This window comes from Terrisporobacter muris (genome assembly GCF_024621905.1).
Classification (GTDB): Bacteria; Bacillota; Clostridia; order Peptostreptococcales; family Peptostreptococcaceae; genus Terrisporobacter; species Terrisporobacter muris.
This window is the reverse complement of record NZ_JANKBY010000044.1, coordinates 1-18,162: the sequence shown is the minus strand read 5'-3', so window position 1 is coordinate 18,162 and position 18,162 is coordinate 1. Positions and strand designations below refer to the sequence as shown.

19 protein-coding genes and 1 riboswitch are annotated in these 18,162 nt (G+C 29.6%); all 19 genes read left to right on the top strand.

The window, feature by feature from the left end; all coding sequences use genetic code 11:
* Positions 1–87 precede the first annotated feature (87 nt).
* A riboswitch (cobalamin riboswitch) is annotated at positions 88–249 on the top strand.
* Positions 250–354: 105 nt separating this feature from the next.
* The 19 genes from NSA58_RS05675 to NSA58_RS05585 all read left to right on the top strand — a co-directional run bounded on the left by NSA58_RS05675 (position 355) and on the right by NSA58_RS05585 (position 18,162).
* Positions 355–1,869, top strand: a complete 1,515-nt coding sequence (locus tag NSA58_RS05675; protein ID WP_039677897.1) for a cobyric acid synthase — start codon at positions 355–357, stop codon at positions 1,867–1,869.
* 119 nt (positions 1,870–1,988) lie between these two features.
* A complete protein-coding gene (locus tag NSA58_RS05670; protein WP_074429803.1) occupies positions 1,989–3,353 on the top strand; it encodes a cobyrinate a,c-diamide synthase in 1,365 nt (454 codons plus the stop codon).
* Position 3,354: 1 nt separating this feature from the next.
* On the top strand, positions 3,355–4,308 hold the full coding sequence (cbiB, locus tag NSA58_RS05665; RefSeq protein WP_074429804.1) for an adenosylcobinamide-phosphate synthase CbiB: 954 nt from the start codon (positions 3,355–3,357) through the stop codon (positions 4,306–4,308).
* 20 nt (positions 4,309–4,328) lie between these two features.
* Positions 4,329–5,399, top strand: coding sequence for a pyridoxal phosphate-dependent aminotransferase (locus NSA58_RS05660; RefSeq protein WP_074078806.1), 1,071 nt, complete (start codon positions 4,329–4,331; stop codon positions 5,397–5,399).
* Between the two features lies 1 nt (position 5,400).
* On the top strand, positions 5,401–6,303 hold the full coding sequence (locus NSA58_RS05655; RefSeq protein ID WP_074429805.1) for a GHMP family kinase ATP-binding protein: 903 nt from the start codon (positions 5,401–5,403) through the stop codon (positions 6,301–6,303).
* A complete protein-coding gene (locus tag NSA58_RS05650) occupies positions 6,276–6,905 on the top strand; it encodes a cobalt-precorrin-8 methylmutase (protein ID WP_074078807.1) in 630 nt (209 codons plus the stop codon). Before NSA58_RS05655 ends, NSA58_RS05650 begins: the two co-directional genes overlap by 28 nt.
* 9 nt (positions 6,906–6,914) lie before the next feature.
* Positions 6,915–8,054 carry a cobalt-precorrin-5B (C(1))-methyltransferase CbiD gene (gene cbiD, locus NSA58_RS05645; protein ID WP_074429806.1) on the top strand — a complete coding sequence of 380 codons (1,140 nt, stop codon included), beginning with the start codon at positions 6,915–6,917 and terminating at the stop codon, positions 8,052–8,054.
* Positions 8,051–8,659, top strand: a complete 609-nt coding sequence (locus NSA58_RS05640) for a cobalt-precorrin-7 (C(5))-methyltransferase (RefSeq protein WP_039677904.1) — start codon at positions 8,051–8,053, stop codon at positions 8,657–8,659. The genes cbiD and NSA58_RS05640 overlap by 4 nt, the downstream gene beginning before the upstream one ends.
* Positions 8,649–9,221: a decarboxylating cobalt-precorrin-6B (C(15))-methyltransferase gene (locus NSA58_RS05635; RefSeq protein WP_039677905.1), complete on the top strand. Its 573-nt coding sequence runs from the start codon at positions 8,649–8,651 to the stop codon at positions 9,219–9,221. The genes NSA58_RS05640 and NSA58_RS05635 overlap by 11 nt, the downstream gene beginning before the upstream one ends.
* Entirely contained in the window at positions 9,214–9,966 is a 753-nt protein-coding gene (locus tag NSA58_RS05630) for a cobalt-precorrin-4 methyltransferase (RefSeq protein WP_039677923.1), read from the top strand. Before NSA58_RS05635 ends, NSA58_RS05630 begins: the two co-directional genes overlap by 8 nt.
* Entirely contained in the window at positions 9,950–10,999 is a 1,050-nt protein-coding gene (gene cbiG / locus NSA58_RS05625) for a cobalt-precorrin 5A hydrolase (RefSeq protein WP_074429807.1), read from the top strand. Before NSA58_RS05630 ends, cbiG begins: the two co-directional genes overlap by 17 nt.
* Entirely contained in the window at positions 10,996–11,721 is a 726-nt protein-coding gene (cobJ, locus tag NSA58_RS05620; protein ID WP_039677908.1) for a precorrin-3B C(17)-methyltransferase, read from the top strand. The genes cbiG and cobJ overlap by 4 nt, the downstream gene beginning before the upstream one ends.
* Positions 11,718–12,464 carry a precorrin-6A reductase gene (gene cobK / locus NSA58_RS05615; protein WP_039677909.1) on the top strand — a complete coding sequence of 249 codons (747 nt, stop codon included), beginning with the start codon at positions 11,718–11,720 and terminating at the stop codon, positions 12,462–12,464. The genes cobJ and cobK overlap by 4 nt, the downstream gene beginning before the upstream one ends.
* 28 nt (positions 12,465–12,492) lie before the next feature.
* Positions 12,493–13,287, top strand: a complete 795-nt coding sequence (locus tag NSA58_RS05610) for a sirohydrochlorin cobaltochelatase (protein WP_039677910.1) — start codon at positions 12,493–12,495, stop codon at positions 13,285–13,287.
* A gap of 13 nt (positions 13,288–13,300) precedes the next feature.
* Positions 13,301–14,011 carry a cobalt-factor II C(20)-methyltransferase gene (locus tag NSA58_RS05605; protein WP_074429808.1) on the top strand — a complete coding sequence of 237 codons (711 nt, stop codon included), beginning with the start codon at positions 13,301–13,303 and terminating at the stop codon, positions 14,009–14,011.
* Between the two features lie 39 nt (positions 14,012–14,050).
* Complete coding sequence (hemC, locus tag NSA58_RS05600; protein WP_039677912.1) at positions 14,051–14,950, top strand: hydroxymethylbilane synthase; 900 nt, start codon at positions 14,051–14,053, stop codon at positions 14,948–14,950.
* Positions 14,951–14,973: 23 nt separating this feature from the next.
* A complete protein-coding gene (cobA, locus tag NSA58_RS05595; RefSeq protein WP_039677913.1) occupies positions 14,974–16,512 on the top strand; it encodes a uroporphyrinogen-III C-methyltransferase in 1,539 nt (512 codons plus the stop codon).
* Entirely contained in the window at positions 16,506–17,480 is a 975-nt protein-coding gene (hemB, locus tag NSA58_RS05590) for a porphobilinogen synthase (protein ID WP_039677914.1), read from the top strand. The genes cobA and hemB overlap by 7 nt, the downstream gene beginning before the upstream one ends.
* 37 nt (positions 17,481–17,517) lie before the next feature.
* Positions 17,518–18,162, top strand: a complete 645-nt coding sequence (locus tag NSA58_RS05585) for a Dph6-related ATP pyrophosphatase (RefSeq protein ID WP_039677915.1) — start codon at positions 17,518–17,520, stop codon at positions 18,160–18,162.

Here is an 18,162-nt window from a genome sequence, read left to right as displayed (position 1 = left end):
AAAAATATTAATATGTTTTGTACCTTAATAAAAATAACTATAATTAAGGTATATAAATCTTTTGTGAAAAAAGTAAGAATTGTAAAATTAAATAAAATTAGTTTGAGTTTTAGGGAAAAAGGTAAAAGCCTTTGCAGCCCCCGCTACTGTGAAACGGATGAAACCATAATATCCACTGTCAAGTTGATGGGAAGGTATGGGAGTAAAATGATGTTAAGCCAGGAGACCTGCTTAAATTAATTATTTAAAAAAATCTCGGGGTGAAGATTTGATTTTATGTTATATAGTAAAATCCTAGCCACTTGAGCTGGGATTTTTTGGTATTTAATATAAAATAAAGAAAGGATTAATGCTATGGGAAAAAAAATAATGCTCCAAGGAACTGCATCTAATGTTGGAAAAAGCATAATAACTACGGGATTATGTAGGATTTTTAAACAAGATGGTTATAAAGTAACACCATTTAAATCTCAAAACATGGCTCTGAATTCTTTTATAACAAAAGAAGGTTTAGAAATGGGAAGAGCTCAAGTTTCTCAAGCGGAAGCTTGTGGAATAGATCCTATTGCAGATATGAATCCAATATTATTAAAACCAAGTGGCAATAACAAAAGCCAAGTTATAGTAAGAGGAAAAGTAGTAGGTGATATGTCTTCAAAGGAATATCATGAGTATAAATTAGAATTAGTAAAAGTACTAGATGAAATATTTAAAGAATTTGAAGAAAAATTTGACGTAGTAGTGATGGAAGGTGCAGGAAGTTGTGCTGAAATCAACCTAATGGAAAGAGATATATCAAACATGGGAATGGCACAAATAGCAGATGCACCAGTCATATTAATAGGTGATATAGATAGAGGTGGAGTATTTGCATCAATAGCAGGTACCATATTATTACTTCCTGAAGAAGATAAAAAAAGAATAAAGGGAGTAATAATTAATAAATTCAGAGGTAGGAAGGAACTTTTAGACTCTGGTGTGAAAATGCTAGAAGATATTATAAAAGTTCCTGTTCTTGGAGTTATACCTTATACTGATATAAAAATTGAAGAAGAGGATAGCGTAACTACAAGATTTAAGAAACAAATAGACAAAGGAGATATTCATATAGAAGTTGTGAGAACACCTCATATGTCTAATTTTACAGATTTTAACATTTTTGAAACGCAAGAAGATGTAAGCCTTAGATATGTGGATTATGGAGAATTCTTTGGAGATCCTGATATAGTTATTATTCCAGGTACAAAATCTACCATAGATGATTTGATGTTCTTGAGAGAGAATGGTTTAGAAAATCAAATAAAAGAATTACATAAAAAAGGAAAGCTTGTAATTGGCATTTGCGGTGGATATCAAATGTTAGGTAAAGTTTTAAAAGATCCTTATCATGTGGAAAATAATTTAGAAGAAGTGAAAGGTATAGGACTTTTAGATGTTGAGACTACATTTGAACTGCAAAAAACAACAACACAAGTAAAAGCCATAGTGGATGGAAATTTAACTGGATATCTTAAAAACTTAAGTAATAAAGAAGTTAGAGGATATGAAATCCATATGGGAGTAACTGAGAGAAAAGAAGATAGCAATAATTTTGTAACTGTAGCAGAAAAATTAGGTGAAAAAGTTAGTTACCAAGTAGGTAATGTTAATAAACAGTGCAATGTATTTGGAACTTATCTTCATGGAATTTTCGATAATATAGATTTTACAAGAACCTTATTAAATAATATAAGGGAAGTGAAAAATTTAGAGCCAATAGAAAGTAAAGTTGAATCTTTTGGTGAATTTAAAAATCAAGAATATGACAAATTAGCTGATTTTTTAAGAGAACATTTAGACATGGAAAAAATATATGAAATAATGAATTAAAATTCGCTATGCTCATAGCGCCGACGAGATGCCTTTGCTACAGCTTTAAGCGACTACGCCGGCGTCATGCAATTTCAGATAACTCCGTTGTTTAAAATAATTCAGATTAGGTGATAAATATGAAAAAAATATTAATAGCAGGAACGAATAGTGGAGTAGGAAAAACTACAATTTCCCTGGGAATAATGCAAGCATTAACAAAAAGAAATCTAAAAGTACAACCATATAAAGTTGGGCCTGATTATATAGACCCTTCTTACCATACATTTATAACTGGAAGATATTCACGAAACTTAGACTCTTATATGTTAGAAGATGAAAAAATTAAGTGTATAGTAAAAAATTCTTCAAAAGATGCAGATATTTCAGTAGTTGAAGGTGTAATGGGATTATATGATGGGTATGGAGTTGATTTAGATGATTGCACTAGCTCATATACTTCAAAATTATTAAAAATGCCAGTAATTTTAGTTATAAATGCAAAGGCAATGGCAACATCGGCAGCAGCCATGGTGCTTGGATATAAAATGTTAGATAGAAATGTAAATATAGCTGGTGTTATTACAAACAATGTAAAAAGTGAATCTCACTATAGTACTTTAAAAGAAGCTATTGAAAAATATACGGGTGTGGAAGTGCTTGGGTATTTTCCTCCAAACAAGGAATTTTCTTTAGAATCTAGACATTTGGGGTTAATACCTTCAGTAGAAATGGATTCATTAAAAGCCAAGTTTGATAATTTGGCAGATGAAATAGAAAAGTATATCAATATTGATAGAATAATAGAAATATCTGAAACTGAAGAATTTGATACATCTTTTGAATTAGGAGACTTTATTGAAAATAATAAAGTTAATAATAAAACCATAGCTATAGCGTATGATAAAGCTTTCAATTTCTATTATAGGGAGAATATAGAACTATTTGAAAAGTTGGGAATGAATATAGAGTACTTTAGTCCTATTAGTGATAAAAAACTTCCAAAATGTGATTATGTTTATATAGGAGGAGGGTTCCCAGAAATTTTTGCGAAAGAGTTAGACGAAAATAAAGAAATTAGATACTCTATCATGAATGCCCATATTAATAAGATTCCAATATATGCAGAATGTGGTGGATTAATGTACCTTGGAGAAAAATTAGAAGATCAGAACAAAGATATTTACAATATGGTTGGAATATTTAAAGGATGCAGTAAAATGACATCTTCTCTTAAAAGATTTGGATATTGTTTTGGTGAGGCGAAGACAGATACTATTCTAGGTAAAAAAGGAGAAATTATTAAAGGACATGAATTTCATCATTCAGTTTTTGAGAGTGAAGAAGAATGTGCTTATTATATGAGAAAGTTAAAGAATGATAAAGTTATTGATGAATGGGAAGGTGGATATAGCAAGGGTAACACTCTAGCAACATACCTACATACTCATTTTTATAATAACTTAGATTGTATAGCTAATTTTATAGAAAGAGGACGTGAATAATATGAATCTTTTATCCATATATACTGGATATGCTCTTGATTTAATAGTTGGAGATCCTTATTCATTCCCTCATCCAGTAAGGTTTATCGGCAAACTTATTAGTTTTGTAGAAAAACAAATAAGAAAAATTACTTCATCTGATAAGGGGCTAAAAATTGCAGGTTTCTTTCTTTGGTTTGTGGTTGTAGGAGTAACACTAGGTAGTACTTCTATTGTACTACATTTGTTTGAATTTAATAAAATAGCATATTTCGCAGTAAACACCATATTAATTTATACTACTTTAGCCACAAAATGCTTGAAAGATGAATCTACAAAAATATATAAGGTATTAAAAACTGGAGACTTAGAAAAGTCAAGAATTCAGCTTTCTTACATAGTTGGAAGAGATACAACAAACTTAAGTGAAAAAGAAATAGTAAGAGCGACTGTGGAAACTGTTGCAGAAAACACAGTAGATGGAATAATAGCACCATTATTTTATGGGTTTATAGGGGGAGCACCTCTTGCCATGGCATATAAAGCTATTAATACCCTAGATTCAACAGTTGGTTATAAGAACGATAAGTACTATTATCTAGGATATGCATCAGCAAAAATAGATGATATTGCAAATTACATACCAGCAAGACTTGGCGTAATTTTGATTTCTCTTGGTAGTTTACTTGCAGGATTTAACTTTAAAAACGCATTAAAAATTGGAATAAGAGATAGAAAAAATCACAAAAGTCCCAATTGTGCTCTTTCAGAAGGTGCAATAGCTGGAGCTTTAGAAATACAGTTGGGTGGAACAAATATTTATTTTGGAAAAGAAGTGTACAAACCAACTATCGGAGATAAAAGTAGAGAAATAGAAATTGAAGATATTGTAAGAACAAATAAAATAATGTATTCATCATCAATAATATCAATAATAATTTTTACAGTTACTTACTACTTAGTAATTGGCCTGTAAATAGAGAAAGGAGGAGAATTATGAAAGATTTAGGACATGGAGCTAATGTTGATATAATGGCAGACACTTTTAATAAAAACATTGAAGATATAATAGATTTTAGCTCAAATATAAATCCAAAAGTTGTTCCCAATTTGGAAAAATATATTTTGGAAGGTTTAAGTAAATGCAAAAGTTATCCAGACATTAATTATACAAAATTAAGAAGAAACATTGGAAATTACATAAACATTAATTCCGGGTATATTATCCCAGGTAATGGAGCAACAGAAATAATATACCTTCTAATGAAAAATATTAAAAAAAGATTGGCAATTTTAAATCCTACTTTTTCAGAATATGAAAGAGGAGCTAAACTAAATAATTTAGAAATAATAAATTTTATGCTAAATAAAGATGATGAATTTAGTGTAAATTTAGAAGAAATAGAAGCGAATATAGATAGTTTTGATAGTTTATTTATATGCAATCCCAATAATCCAAATGGAAAAGTAAAAAACATAGAAGAACTTTTAAAAATAATTATAAAAAATGATAAGTTATTAATTGTTGATGAAACTTTTATGGAGTTTGTACATGAAGAAGAAAATTACAGTTTAATAAAATATGTGGAAAAATACAAAAATATATTTATCATAAAAGCAGTAACGAAATTTTTTGGAATGCCAGGACTTAGACTGGGATATGGAGTTACTAGTAATAAGAAACTAATCGAAGAAATTTATAGATATAAAGAGCCGTGGACAGTAAACTCCTTTGCAGATGCTTTATCAAATTATATTTTTCAGGATGAAGAATATATAAAATCCAGTAAGGAGTATTACCTTAAAGAAAGGTCATATATGCTAAATGAGTTAAGAAAAATTAAAAAAATACATGTATATGATACAGATACAAACTTTATATTAATTGAATTAAAAGATACAAATGCAGAAGAATTAAAGCTTAGGTTATTCAAAGAAAGTAATATTTTAATAAGAAATGCATCTAACTTTATAGGTTTAGACAAAAGTCATATGAGAATAGCAATTAAAAGTCATGAGGAAAACCAATTGATTTTAAAGGAATTAAATAAATTATTGGGAGAATAATATGAAATCTTATGGAATATGTCCCGCATCCTGTGGTGAATTTGTTCAAGGGATCTTAGACAGAGAAGAATACTTATCTTCTTATGCAATTGATATGTTTTCAGTTGCTACCCTTGAAGAAAAACAAGAAAATATTAATTTAGGGCCTAAAAAATCAAGAAAAGCCATAGAAAAAGTATTCGAAAGATTTAATATTCCACTAAGGGAATGTAAAAATATATCTCTAAATATTAATAGTAATATACCTATAGGTAAGGGGATGGCCAGTTCTACAGCAGATATTGGAGCAACAATAAAAGCTACCTTATCTATATTGAATAAAGATTTAGGTAATGAAGAGATTTCTCTTATTGCTTCGGAAATAGAGCCTACAGATTCTATTTTATTATATAAAAATTCGATTTTTAATCCCGTTAACGGGCAGGTGAAAAAATATTTATCTAACTTAAATAACGGTAGAGTAATAATTTTAGAACCAGATGAAATTTTGGAAACAAGTATAATAAGAAGTAATCCAAATTATTTAGATATTAAATTAGAAAATAAAGCTATTATAAATAAATCCTTCGACTTATTGGAAGAAGGATTAAGAGATCAAGATTTAAAGTTAATAGGGAAGGCTTGTACATTAAGTAGCTTGGCAAATGAGAATATACATAAGAAGCCATATTTAAATGAAATTATAGAAATTAGTAATAAGATGGGGGCTTATGGAGTGAATATTGCTCACAGTGGTACAGTAATTGGAATATTAATTGATAATAAGATGGATCATGAGAGAATAATGAGTTATATAAAAGAAATATCTTTAGATGATTATTATAAAAGAATACATTTATCTAAAATTATAGGATATAAAGAAAGGGAGGAAATAGAGTGGAATATGTTAAAGACCCTAAGATGATAGAGGTAAAAAGTTTTGAGATTATACAAGGCATAATTGATGATATTAGACCAGGATATAAATTCAAAAATGAAATAGAAGAAAAGATAATAAAGCGTTGTATACATACAAGTGCTGACTTTGAATATTTAGATATATTAAAAATATCAGACACAGCGGTAAAGTCAATAATAGATGCTTTAAACAATAAATGTATAATTTATACAGACACAAATATGGCTCTTAGTGGAATAAATAAAATGAAGCTAAATGCTCTTGGATGTGAATACAAGTGTTTAGTATCTGATGAAAGAACAAAAGAATTAGCCAAGGAAAAGGAAATAACTAGATCTATGGCTGCTGTGGAAATTGCAATGAATGAAGAAGGTAAAAAATTATTTGTATTTGGAAATGCTCCAACAGCTCTTTATAAAACGATAGAAATGGTTAATGATGGAAACAATGTTGAAGCCATAGTAGGAGCTCCAGTTGGATTTGTTGGTGCAGCAGAATCAAAATATGAGTTAGAAAAAACATCTATTCCTCATATAGTTGTTCAAGGTAGAAAAGGTGGCAGTAATGTTGCTGCAGCCATAATGAATGCAATCTTATATTCAATGTAGGGATTGACCATGGAAGAGTATGTATATATTGATGGAAAAAAATATAGAAGAGGATATACAACAGGTTCATGTGCAGCAGCTGCAGCGAAAGCATCTGTACATATGCTCTTTACTAATAAAAAAATAGAAAATATTAATATAGATACACCTAAGGGAATACCTCTTATATTGAAGGTTAAAAACATTGAATTAAAAGATAAATCTGCAGTATGTTCTATAGAAAAAGATGGTGGTGATGATATAGATGCCACACATACTATGGATATTTTTGCAAAAGCTGAACTAATTCCTAGAGAAGATGAAGAAATAATAGTGACTAGTGGAGTTGGGATAGGCATAGTAACAAAAAAAGGTTTAAGTGTGGAGGTTGGAAAACCAGCAATTAATCCAGTGCCTATGAGAATGATTAGAAGTGAAATTAGTAAAGTTTTAGGAGAAAATCATAAGCTTTTAAATAAGGATAAATCTTTAAAAATAACTATTTTTGCACCACAGGGAGAAGAAATAGCTAAGAAAACTTTTAATCCAAGACTGGGGATTGTTGGTGGAATATCGATACTCGGAACTACAGGAATTGTAGAGCCTATGAGTGAGGATGGTTGGAAAAAATCGTTATCCATAGAGTTAGAAATGAAAAAAGCACAAGGTATGGACAAAATTATTTTAGTTCCAGGAAATCATGGAGAAGAATTTATAAGAGAACATTTAAAAATTGATATGAACAACTGTGTTAGAATGAGTAATTTTGTAGGATATATGTTAAATGAAGCAAAAAGACTTGGTTTTAAGAAAATACTTATGGCAGGTCATATAGGTAAGTTTATAAAAATATCTGCAGGAATTTTTAATACTCATAGTAAGGTTTGTGATGCCAGAAATGAGATAATGATTGCAAATTTAGCATTAATGGGAGCAGATTTAGATTTTCTTAAAGATATAAATGAATGTGTAACAGCTGAAGGCGCAGTAGAAATTATTGATAAAAGCAAGTACACAGAAATATACAATGTACTTTGTAACAAGTGTAAAGAAAGAGTTGAGGAATATTTAAATGAAGATATCCAGGTAGAAGTTTATATGTTTAGAATGGATAAGTCACTACTTGGGAAATCAACAAATGCAGATTTATTAACGGAGGACTTTAGATGATAAATATAATAGGACTTGGACCAGGTGAGTTTGACTATATAACTAAGTTGGGAGAAAAGCTAATTTATGCTTCAGATGTTATAATTGGTGGGAAAAGAAATTTAGAATCTATTAAAGATTTTGAAGGAGAAAAGATAGTATTATCTGCCAATCTTAAAGAAATATTAGAGTATATTAAAACAAATCTGCATAAAAACATAAGCGTTATAGCATCAGGAGATCCATCTATATATGGAATTGGAAAGTATTTATCAAATAATATAGAGCATAAAAACTTAAATATAGTATCTGGTATAAGTTCATTACAATATATTTTTTCAAAAATATTCGTAGATATGAATGATGTATATATTACAAGTAGTCATGGGAAAACACCTGACTTCGACTATATTTTATTCCATAAAAAAGTATGTATGGTAACTGATGATAAAATAGGCCCTCATGAAATTTGCAAAGAAATACAAAAACGAAACTTAAACAAAATAGTTGTTGTGGGAGAAAACTTATCTTATGACAATGAAAGAATAACTATAGGAAAAGCTGAAGAAATATTAGCAGTCGAAAAATTTGATATGAATGTGGTGGTGATACTGGATGAGAAATGATGAATTTATTAGGGGTAAAGTTCCTATAACTAAGGAGGAAGTTAGAGCCATCTCATTAAATAAACTTGATTTAAAAAATGCTAAAACTTTTATAGATGTGGGAGCTGGAACAGGTAGTGTTTCCATAGAGGCAGCAAAAACTTATGAAAATCTAAATGTTGTAGCAATAGAAAAAAACGAGGAAGCTATAGATTTAATAAATAAAAATATTGAAAAATTTAAATTAACGAATATAAAAGTTATACAAGCTTATGCACCTATTGAAATAAATGAAAAAGTTGATGGGATTTTCCTGGGGGGAACAGGAAATAACCTGGAAGGAATAATAAAATGGTCAAAAGATTTATTAATACCAGGAGGAAGGTTAGTAGCCAACTTTATATTAATTGATAATTTTTATGACACAATGAATTTACTAAAAAAATATAATTTTGAAAATGTGGATGTATCATTACTAAATATAAGTAAACTAGAAAAATTAGGAGGACGAGATTATTTTAAACCTCACAATCCTATTTACATAATATCATGCGAAAAAGGGGAAGAAGATGAACATGAATAAAGTACATTTTGTTGGAGCAGGACCAGGAGATAAAGAGTTAATAACATTAAAAGGATATAAGTTATTGTCTAATGCAGATGTGGTAATATATGCAGGGTCATTAGTTAACCCAGCGCTTTTAGATTATTGTAAAGAAGGATGCGAAATTCATGACAGTGCATATATGAACTTACAAGAAATAATAGAAGTTATGGAAAAAGGAATTAAAGAAGGAAAATCAGTTGTAAGACTTCAAACAGGAGACTTCTCAATATACGGTTCTATAAGAGAACAAGTTGAAGATTTAGCAAAATTAAATATAGATTATGATTGTACACCAGGAGTTAGTTCTTTCCTAGGAGCATCATCAGCTTTAGGTGTAGAATACACAGTTCCAGAAATATCTCAATCAGTAGTAATAACAAGAATGGAAGGGAGGACTCCAGTGCCACCAAAGGAATCAATAGAATCTTTTGCAGCTCATCAAACATCAATGGTAATATTCCTTTCTGTTCAAGAAATAGAAAAAGTTGTAGAAAAACTAATTAATGGTGGATATGATAAAACAACGCCAATAGCTGTTGTATATAAGGCAACTTGGCCAGATGAAAAAGTAGTAAAAGGAACGCTACAAGACATAGCAACAAAAGTAAAAGAAGCTGATATAAGAAAAACAGCATTAATAATGGTGGGAGAATTTTTAGGAAAAGAATATAATAATTCAAAATTATATGATAAGGACTTTGTTCATGAATATAGAGGATAAAAAAATAGCTATACTATTTATTACTAAAAATGGGAAAGAACTTGGATTAAAAATAAAAAGAAAAATATCTACTGCTTATTTGTACTATGTTAAAAAAGATGTTGTTAAAGAGGCGGATGGTGTTATTTATGTAAATAGAAAATTGAAGGAATTTGTGCCAGAAATTTTTTGGGAATATGACTATATTATATTCATAATGGCATGTGGAATAGTAGTAAGAACTATAGCTCCACTAATAGAAAATAAATTTAGTGACCCAGCTATTTTAGTTAGTGATGAAAAAGGAAAAAACATTATAAGTTTACTTAGTGGACATATGGGTGGAGCAAATGAAATGACTTTATATATAAGTAATTTATTAAATTCAAACCCAGTTATAACTACAGCTACCGATGTTAACGATAAATCATCACTAGATATGATTGCAAAAAAATTAAATGCTCATATTTATGACTTTAGAAATAAAGTATTAAAGATAAATTCCATGTTAGCCAATGATGAGGTTGTAAATCTTTTTATTGATGGAGATTACGACATAGATACTAGAGGGTTTAATATATGCAAACGAGATGAAGTAAATAACTTAGGTGAAGTAGTAGTAATAAGTAATAAGAAAAACTTAAACTTGATTAATAACAATATTCTTAAAGTTGTACCTAAAAATATTGTTATTGGAATTGGATGTAGAAAGAATATAGATAAAGAGGATATGATAAACTCATTGTCTGACTTTTTACATAAACAAAATATTGATATAAATTCAATCAAAGAGATAGGAAGTATAGATATCAAAAAAAATGAAGATGCATTGATTAATCTGAGTATATATTTAAATGTTCCTTTTAAAACATTTACAGCTGAAGAAATATCAAAGGTTGAGTATTTATATGAAAAATCAGATTGGGTAAAACAAAATGTTGGAGTTCACTCTGTAGCAGAGCCAGTAGCTCACTTACTAAGTGATGGAAATTTAATAATAAAAAAACATAAATACAATGGAATTACATTTTCAGTGGGGAGAATTAATATATGATATATGTTATAGGTATTGGACCAGGATGTAAAAACTTGATGACAATGGAAGCCATAAATGCAATAGAAGATGCAGAAGTTATAGTGGGATATAAGACTTATATTGATTTAGTAAAAGAGTTCATCGATGGTAAAGAAGTTGTGCAAAATGGTATGAGAAAAGAAATAGAAAGATGCAAGCAAGCTTTAGAAATTGCAAAAACAGGGAAAAAAGTTGCTGTTATAAGTAGTGGAGATGCTGGAATTTATGGAATGGCAGGGCTTATATTAGAATTAACAACAAAGGAAGATTTAGATGTAAATGTTAAAGTTGTGCCAGGTGTTACTGCAAGTATAGGAGCTGCAGCAGTGCTAGGAGCACCTATAATGCATGATTTTTGTCATATAAGTTTAAGTGATTTAATGACACCTTGGGAAGTTATAGAAAAAAGATTAAGATTAGCTGCAGAAGCTGACTTTGTTATTTGTTTATATAATCCAAGAAGTAAGGGAAGAAGTGAACATTTAGCTAAGGCATTTGAAATCATGGGAGAATTTAAGGAAGGATCGACTCCAGTAGGAATAGTAAAAGATGTGGGTAGAGAAAAAGAAGAAAAATTTATCTGCACATTTGAGGATATGGACTTTGAAAGAGTTGATATGACTACTATGGTTATCATAGGAAATAAAGCTACTTATATTCATGATGACTTAATTATAACTCCAAGGGGATATGAAGTATGATTTTAGTTTTGGGAGGTACTTCAGATAGTATTGAAATATGTAACCTATTAAACGAAAAGAAAGTTGATTATATAGTTTCTGTAACAACTTCTTATGGAGAAGACTTAGCAAAAAAATGTTCAAATAAAATAATATTAAAAAAAATGACTATAGAAGATATGGTTGATTTTATAAATGAAAATTCTATTACAAAAATAATAGATGCTACTCATCCTTATGCAGTAGAAGTATCAACAAATGCTATTAAGGCCTCAAAAATTACAAATATAAAATATCTTAGATTTGAACGAGAATCTTTAATAAAGAATGTAGATTATGAAAATAAATATATAGTTAATGACATAAATGAAGCTTGTGAAGTAGCCAATAAAATAGGTCATAATATTTTTATTGGAACAGGAAGTAAAAATTTATATATATACAAAGAGAAAATAAAAAATAAAAACTTAATTCCTAGAGTACTTCCAACTAGTGAAGTTTTAATTAGTTGTGAAGAATTAGGATTTAATGCAGATAATATTATAGCTATGAAGGGACCTTTTTCAGTGGAAATGAACGAGTCCACATACAAACAATATAATATTGACTTGGTGATTACAAAGGAAAGTGGAGCAGCTGGAGGATTTTTGGAAAAAATTCAAGCCTGCGAAAACTTGAATATACCAGTGATTATTATAAGAAGAAAAGAAATGAATTATCCAAATACTATTGGAAAGATTCAGAATTTAATTGATTTAATCTAGTTGAGATTTAGAATAAGGGAGAGACAATATGAAAAAAGCTATTTTAGTAGTAAGCTTTGGTACAAGTTATCATGAAACAAGAAAAAAGACAATTGATGCATGTGAAAGTAAAATAAAAGAAAGTTTCAAAGATTATGATTTTTATAGGGCTTTTACTTCAGGCATGATAATAAATAAGCTTAGAAAAAGAGATAAAATGGAAATTTATAATCCATTAGAAGTATTAGAACAACTTTATAAAGCTGGATATGAAGAAGTTGTGGTACAGTCTCTTCATATAATTTGTGGAGATGAGTATAACAAATTAAAAGATATGGTTTCTGAATACGAAGACAAATTTGAAAAAATTTCTCTTGGTAGACCTTTATTAACTTACATAGATGATTATAGAGAAACTGTTTTGGCAGTAAAGCAAGATTTAGATAAAATGGATATAGATGAAGCTATTGTATTTATGGGACATGGAACAGAGCATGAAAGTCACTCTGCATATCCAGCTATAGAGTATATGTTTAGAGACTATGGAATAAATGCTTTTGTGGGGACTGTAGAAGGTTATCCAGAGCTAGAGCAGGTTATAAAAAAATTAAAAGATAAGAATATAAAAACTGTAGATTTATTACCATTTATGTTAGTAGCAGGAGATCATGCTATAAACGATATGGCAAGTGATGAAGAAGATTCATGGAAGACAATTTTAGAAAATGAAGGTTTCCATGTTAAAGTTCATTTAAAAGGACTGGGAGAAAATCCTTATATACAAGAAAAGTTTAGAAATCATGCAATAGATTGCATGAAAGAATTACAAGAAGCAAGTATTTAATGGAGGAAGATTTATGGCAAAATTTTATGGAATAGGAACGGGTCCAGGAGACAGATCACTAGTAACAGTAAAAGCTATTAATACATTAAAAAACATTGATATTTTATATACTCCAGAAGCAAAAAAAGGTGGAGACAGTTTAGCTTTATCAATTGTAAAAGAATATGTACCAGACAAGGTTGAAATAAAATCAAGACATTTTCCAATGAGTAATCATGGAACTGATAAAATTGAAGCCTGGGAAGATATATCAAAAGAAATATTAAGTGATGTTAAAAGTGGAAAAGACGTAGGATTTATAACTTTAGGAGACCCAATGATTTACAGTACTTATGTATATGTAATGGAAAGAATTATGGAAGATATAGAAGTTGAAACTATACCTGGAATTTCATCTTTCTCAAATATAGCTTCTAATCAAAACTTTCCACTGGTAATGGATACAGATCCTCTTGTGGTTATACCTTGTACTATGGAAGAAGATAAAATTGATGAAGCGTTAGAAAAATATGATTGTATCGTTTTAATGAAGATTTATAAAAAAATAAATCTTATTTTGGACAAGTTAAAGAAACATAACTTAATCGATTATGCTATATTAGTAAGTAACTCTTCACAAGAAAGAGAAGTTGTATTTACAAATCTAAGAGAAGAAGAAATTGATGAGAAGATATCTTACTTCTCAACAATACTAGTTAACAAAAATAATAAGAAAAATAGATAGTATATTGTTAAAGAATCCTATAAAATAAGGAGAAATATTATGAAGATAATAGTTGGAACTAGAGGGAGTAAACTTGCTCTTATCCAAACTAACTGGGTAGTTGAAGCGTTAAAAAAAGCTAATCCGGGGATTGAGTTTGAAGTAAAAGTAATAAAAACAAAGGGAGATTTAGTAACTCATTTACCTTTACATAAAATAGGAGATAAAGGTTTGTTTACTAAGGAAATTGAGCAACATTTACTAGATAAGGAAATAGATTTAGCTGTTCATAGTATGAAGGATATGCCATCAACTCTTCCAGAAGGACTAAAGTTTGCAAATGTTCCTAAAAGAGAAGATCCAAGAGATGTACTAGTTTTAAAAGAAGGATACACTAATCTGGATGATTTACCTAAGGGAGCAAAAATAGGAACTGGAAGTAAAAGAAGAACATATCAACTACTTAAATATAGACCAGATTTAGAAATAGTTCCTATAAGAGGAAATATTGATACGAGAATAAGAAAAATAGAAGATGAAAATCTTCATGGTATTGTATTAGCAGCATCGGGGCTTATTAGAGCAGATTTGGAAGAACGAATAAGTTATTATATACCTACTGATGTTATGGTTCCAGCACCAGCGCAAGGAGCACTTGCCATAGAAATAAGAAAAGATGATTCTATTATAGAAGATATAGTATCTCATATAAAAGATGAAGCAACAGAAATTCAAGTTGCAGCAGAGAGAGGATTTCTAACTGGAGTAAATGGAAGTTGCCATGTTCCAATGGGAGCTTACTGTGATATTAAAGGTGATAATATAACTTTAACTGGTCTTTATGGTGATGAAGATGGTAATAAATTAGTTATAAAATCTTTAGAAGGAAAAATAGAAGATGCATCTAAGTTAGGATTTGAATTAGCAGATATAGTACTTAAAGAGTACAACAACCTATAGTTAATTTAAGGAGCATGAAAATTATGAGGGGAAAAGTTTATTTAGTAGGGGCAGGCCCAGGTGATTACAAACTTATAACATTGAAAGCTTTAGAATGTATAAGAAAATCAGATGTGATAGTTTATGATAGACTTGCAAATATTGAATACCTGAAAGAAGCAAAAGATAATTGTGAGTTTATTAATGTGGGCAAAGCATCTAGTAATCACTTATTACCACAAGATGATATAAACAGATTAATAGCAGACAAGGCCTTAGAAGGAAAAATAGTTACAAGATTAAAGGGTGGAGACCCTTATGTGTTTGGTAGGGGAGGAGAAGAAGCAGAACTTCTTCGCGATGAAAATATTGATTTTGAAGTAGTACCTGGAATTACTTCTCCAATAGGAGGTTTATGTTATGCAGGTATTCCTATAACTCACAGAGATTATGCTTCATCTTTCCATGTTATAACAGGTCATCCTAGAAAAGATGGAAAAGAAACAAAGGAAATAAACTGGAATGCACTAGCCAATGTAAAAGGTACTTTAGTATTTTTAATGGGAATTGCCAACTTAAAGAACATAAGTGAAAACCTAATAAAAGAAGGTAAGGATAAAAACACTCCCGTAGCTTTTATCAGTTGGGCAACTAGAGCTAATCAAAGAGTTGTAACAGCTACATTAGAAAATGCTTATGAAGTAGCTATTAAAGAAAATGTTAAGCCACCTACTTTAATAGTAGTTGGAACTGTTGTAAATCTTAGAGAAAAGTTGAACTTCTTTGAAGAAAAACCACTGTTTGGGAAAAATATTGTAGTTACTAGATGTAGAGCGCAAAGCAGTACACTAGCTGAAAAAATTAGTGATATGGGAGGAAATCCTATAGAAATTCCAACCATAAAAATAGAAAAAGTTGAAAATAACATTGAATTAGAAAATGAAATAAAAAATATAAAAGATTATTCATACATAATTTTTAGTAGTAAAAATGCAGTAGATATATTTTTTGACAAGTTAAATGATATGGGATATGATGCAAGGTTGCTTTATAAGAGTAAAATTTGTGTTGTTGGAGTAGAAACTGCAAAGGCTATTAAAGCAAGAGGAATAATTGCTGATATAATTCCACAAAAATATGTGGCTGAGGGCATTTATAAAGAATTAAAAGATATTATTAATGAAAATGATAAAATTTTAATTCCAAGGGCAAAAAATGCTAGGGATTTCTTAGTTAGTAAGTTAAGTGAGAAATGCTATGTTAAAGAAGTTATAATTTATGAGTCAGTTATAGATAACAATAAAAAAAATCTGGCACTAGAAGTAATAGAAGATGAAAGTGTAGATTACATTACTTTTGCCAGCTCTTCAACAGTAAAAAACTTTATAACTTTAATAGGAGAAGAGAATCTTAAAAAATTAAAAAATAAAAAGATAATATCCATAGGACCGATAACTAGTAAAACAATAGAAGATTTTGGATTAGGAGTTTATAAAGAAGCTGAGGTAGCTACAATTGATAGTACTATCGAAGCAATATCAAATGATAACTATTTATTAAACAAGGGGGAGTTAACATGTTAAGAAGACCTAGAAGATTAAGAAGTACGAAAGCAATAAGAAATTTAGTTAGAGAAACAAAATTACAAGTAGAAGATTTAATTTATCCATTATTCATAGTTGATGGAGAGAACATAAAAAGAGAAATATCATCAATGGAAGGTGTTTATCATTTTTCAGTAGACATGTTAGAAGATGAAATAAAAGAATTAACAGAATTAGGAATAGAGCACGTATTATTATTTGGTGTACCAGATGATGAGAAAAAAGATTGTTGTGCAAGTGAAGCATTTAATCCAGAAGGTGGAGTACAAAGAGCAGTAAGAAAAATAAAAGAAATAAATCCGGAAATGGATGTTATATGTGATGTATGTATGTGTGAATATACTAGTCATGGACATTGTGGAATACTAACTGATACTGGATACGTACATAATGACAAAACATTAGACTATCTTGGAAAGATATCTCTAAGCTATGCACAGGCTGGAGCTGATATGGTTGCACCTTCTGACATGATGGATGGAAGAATAGGAGCAATAAGAGAAGTTTTAGATGGAAATGGATTTGAAAATGTAGCCATAATGGCTTATAGTGCAAAATATGCTTCATCGTTCTATGGACCATTTAGAGAAGCTGCAAACTCTGCACCTCAATTTGGTGATAGAAAAACTTATCAGATGGATCCAGCAAACACAAATGAAGCAGTAATAGAAGGTATGCTAGACGTCGAAGAGGGTGCTGACATAATAATGGTTAAACCAGCTCTATCTTATTTAGATGTAATACAAAGATTTAAAGATAATTTTGATTTACCAATAGCAGCTTATAACGTAAGTGGTGAATACTCTATGTTAAAACTAGCTGTTAAACAAGGTTTATTAAATGAAAGTGCTATTTATGAAGCGGTTATGTCTATAAAAAGAGCAGGAGCTACTATAATAATCACTTATTTTGCTAAAGACATAGCTAAAATGTTAAAAAAGAGCTAGTAAATATAAGTGATAAAACATATTGGAGGGAAAAATTATGAATAATAAATTTGTTTTATCATATAGTGGTGGAAAAGATTGCATGCTAGCTTTATATAGAAAAATACAGGAGGGATGTATTCCAGTGGCACTTTTGACTACTGTGAAAAAGTCAGCTTCTGAAACTTGGACTCATGGATTAAGCTATGACCTACTTGAACAAGTTAGTAAAAGTTTGGAACTTCCTATAATTTATGCAGAGTGTGATGCATCAGAATATGAAGATAAGTTTGAAGAAAAACTTAAAGAGGCAAAGGAAATGGGCGCTACCTCAGTAGTATATGGGGATATAGATATTCCACTACATCAACAATGGGGAATAGACAGAGCAAATAATGCAGGGCTAAACTATGAATTTCCTTTGTGGCAAGAAGATAGAGAAAAACTAGTTCATGAAGTGATAGATAATGGGTTTAAGGCTATAATTAAAAAAGTTAACTTAGATTGTATGAGTGGAGATTTCTTAGGAAAAACACTAACAAAAGAGTTGATTGAAAAAATTAAAGGTACTGGTTCTGATGCTTGTGGCGAAAATGGAGAATACCATACATTTGTAGTAGATGGGCCAATATTTAATTATAAGATAGAAACTAAACAGGATGATTTTAAAACGGAAGATAATTATAGATTTTCAATTATGTAG

Bases quoted from the DNA above. Each gene is read 5' to 3' on its own strand.
- NSA58_RS05675 (WP_039677897.1), top strand. From the start codon at position 355: ATGGGAAAAAAAATAATGCTCCAAGGAACTGCATCTAATGTTGGAAAA.
- NSA58_RS05670 (WP_074429803.1), top strand. From the start codon at position 1,989: ATGAAAAAAATATTAATAGCAGGAACGAATAGTGGAGTAGGAAAAACT.
- cobK (WP_039677909.1), top strand. From the start codon at position 11,718: ATGATTTTAGTTTTGGGAGGTACTTCAGATAGTATTGAAATATGTAAC.
- cobJ (WP_039677908.1), top strand. From the start codon at position 10,996: ATGATATATGTTATAGGTATTGGACCAGGATGTAAAAACTTGATGACA.
- hemB (WP_039677914.1), top strand. From the start codon at position 16,506: ATGTTAAGAAGACCTAGAAGATTAAGAAGTACGAAAGCAATAAGAAAT.
- cobA (WP_039677913.1), top strand. From the start codon at position 14,974: ATGAGGGGAAAAGTTTATTTAGTAGGGGCAGGCCCAGGTGATTACAAA.
- NSA58_RS05585 (WP_039677915.1), top strand. From the start codon at position 17,518: ATGAATAATAAATTTGTTTTATCATATAGTGGTGGAAAAGATTGCATG.
- hemC (WP_039677912.1), top strand. From the start codon at position 14,051: ATGAAGATAATAGTTGGAACTAGAGGGAGTAAACTTGCTCTTATCCAA.
- NSA58_RS05635 (WP_039677905.1), top strand. From the start codon at position 8,649: ATGAGAAATGATGAATTTATTAGGGGTAAAGTTCCTATAACTAAGGAG.
- cbiG (WP_074429807.1), top strand. From the start codon at position 9,950: ATGAATATAGAGGATAAAAAAATAGCTATACTATTTATTACTAAAAAT.
- NSA58_RS05605 (WP_074429808.1), top strand. From the start codon at position 13,301: ATGGCAAAATTTTATGGAATAGGAACGGGTCCAGGAGACAGATCACTA.
- NSA58_RS05660 (WP_074078806.1), top strand. From the start codon at position 4,329: ATGAAAGATTTAGGACATGGAGCTAATGTTGATATAATGGCAGACACT.
- cbiB (WP_074429804.1), top strand. From the start codon at position 3,355: ATGAATCTTTTATCCATATATACTGGATATGCTCTTGATTTAATAGTT.
- NSA58_RS05630 (WP_039677923.1), top strand. From the start codon at position 9,214: ATGAATAAAGTACATTTTGTTGGAGCAGGACCAGGAGATAAAGAGTTA.
- NSA58_RS05655 (WP_074429805.1), top strand. From the start codon at position 5,401: ATGAAATCTTATGGAATATGTCCCGCATCCTGTGGTGAATTTGTTCAA.
- cbiD (WP_074429806.1), top strand. From the start codon at position 6,915: ATGGAAGAGTATGTATATATTGATGGAAAAAAATATAGAAGAGGATAT.
- NSA58_RS05640 (WP_039677904.1), top strand. From the start codon at position 8,051: ATGATAAATATAATAGGACTTGGACCAGGTGAGTTTGACTATATAACT.
- NSA58_RS05610 (WP_039677910.1), top strand. From the start codon at position 12,493: ATGAAAAAAGCTATTTTAGTAGTAAGCTTTGGTACAAGTTATCATGAA.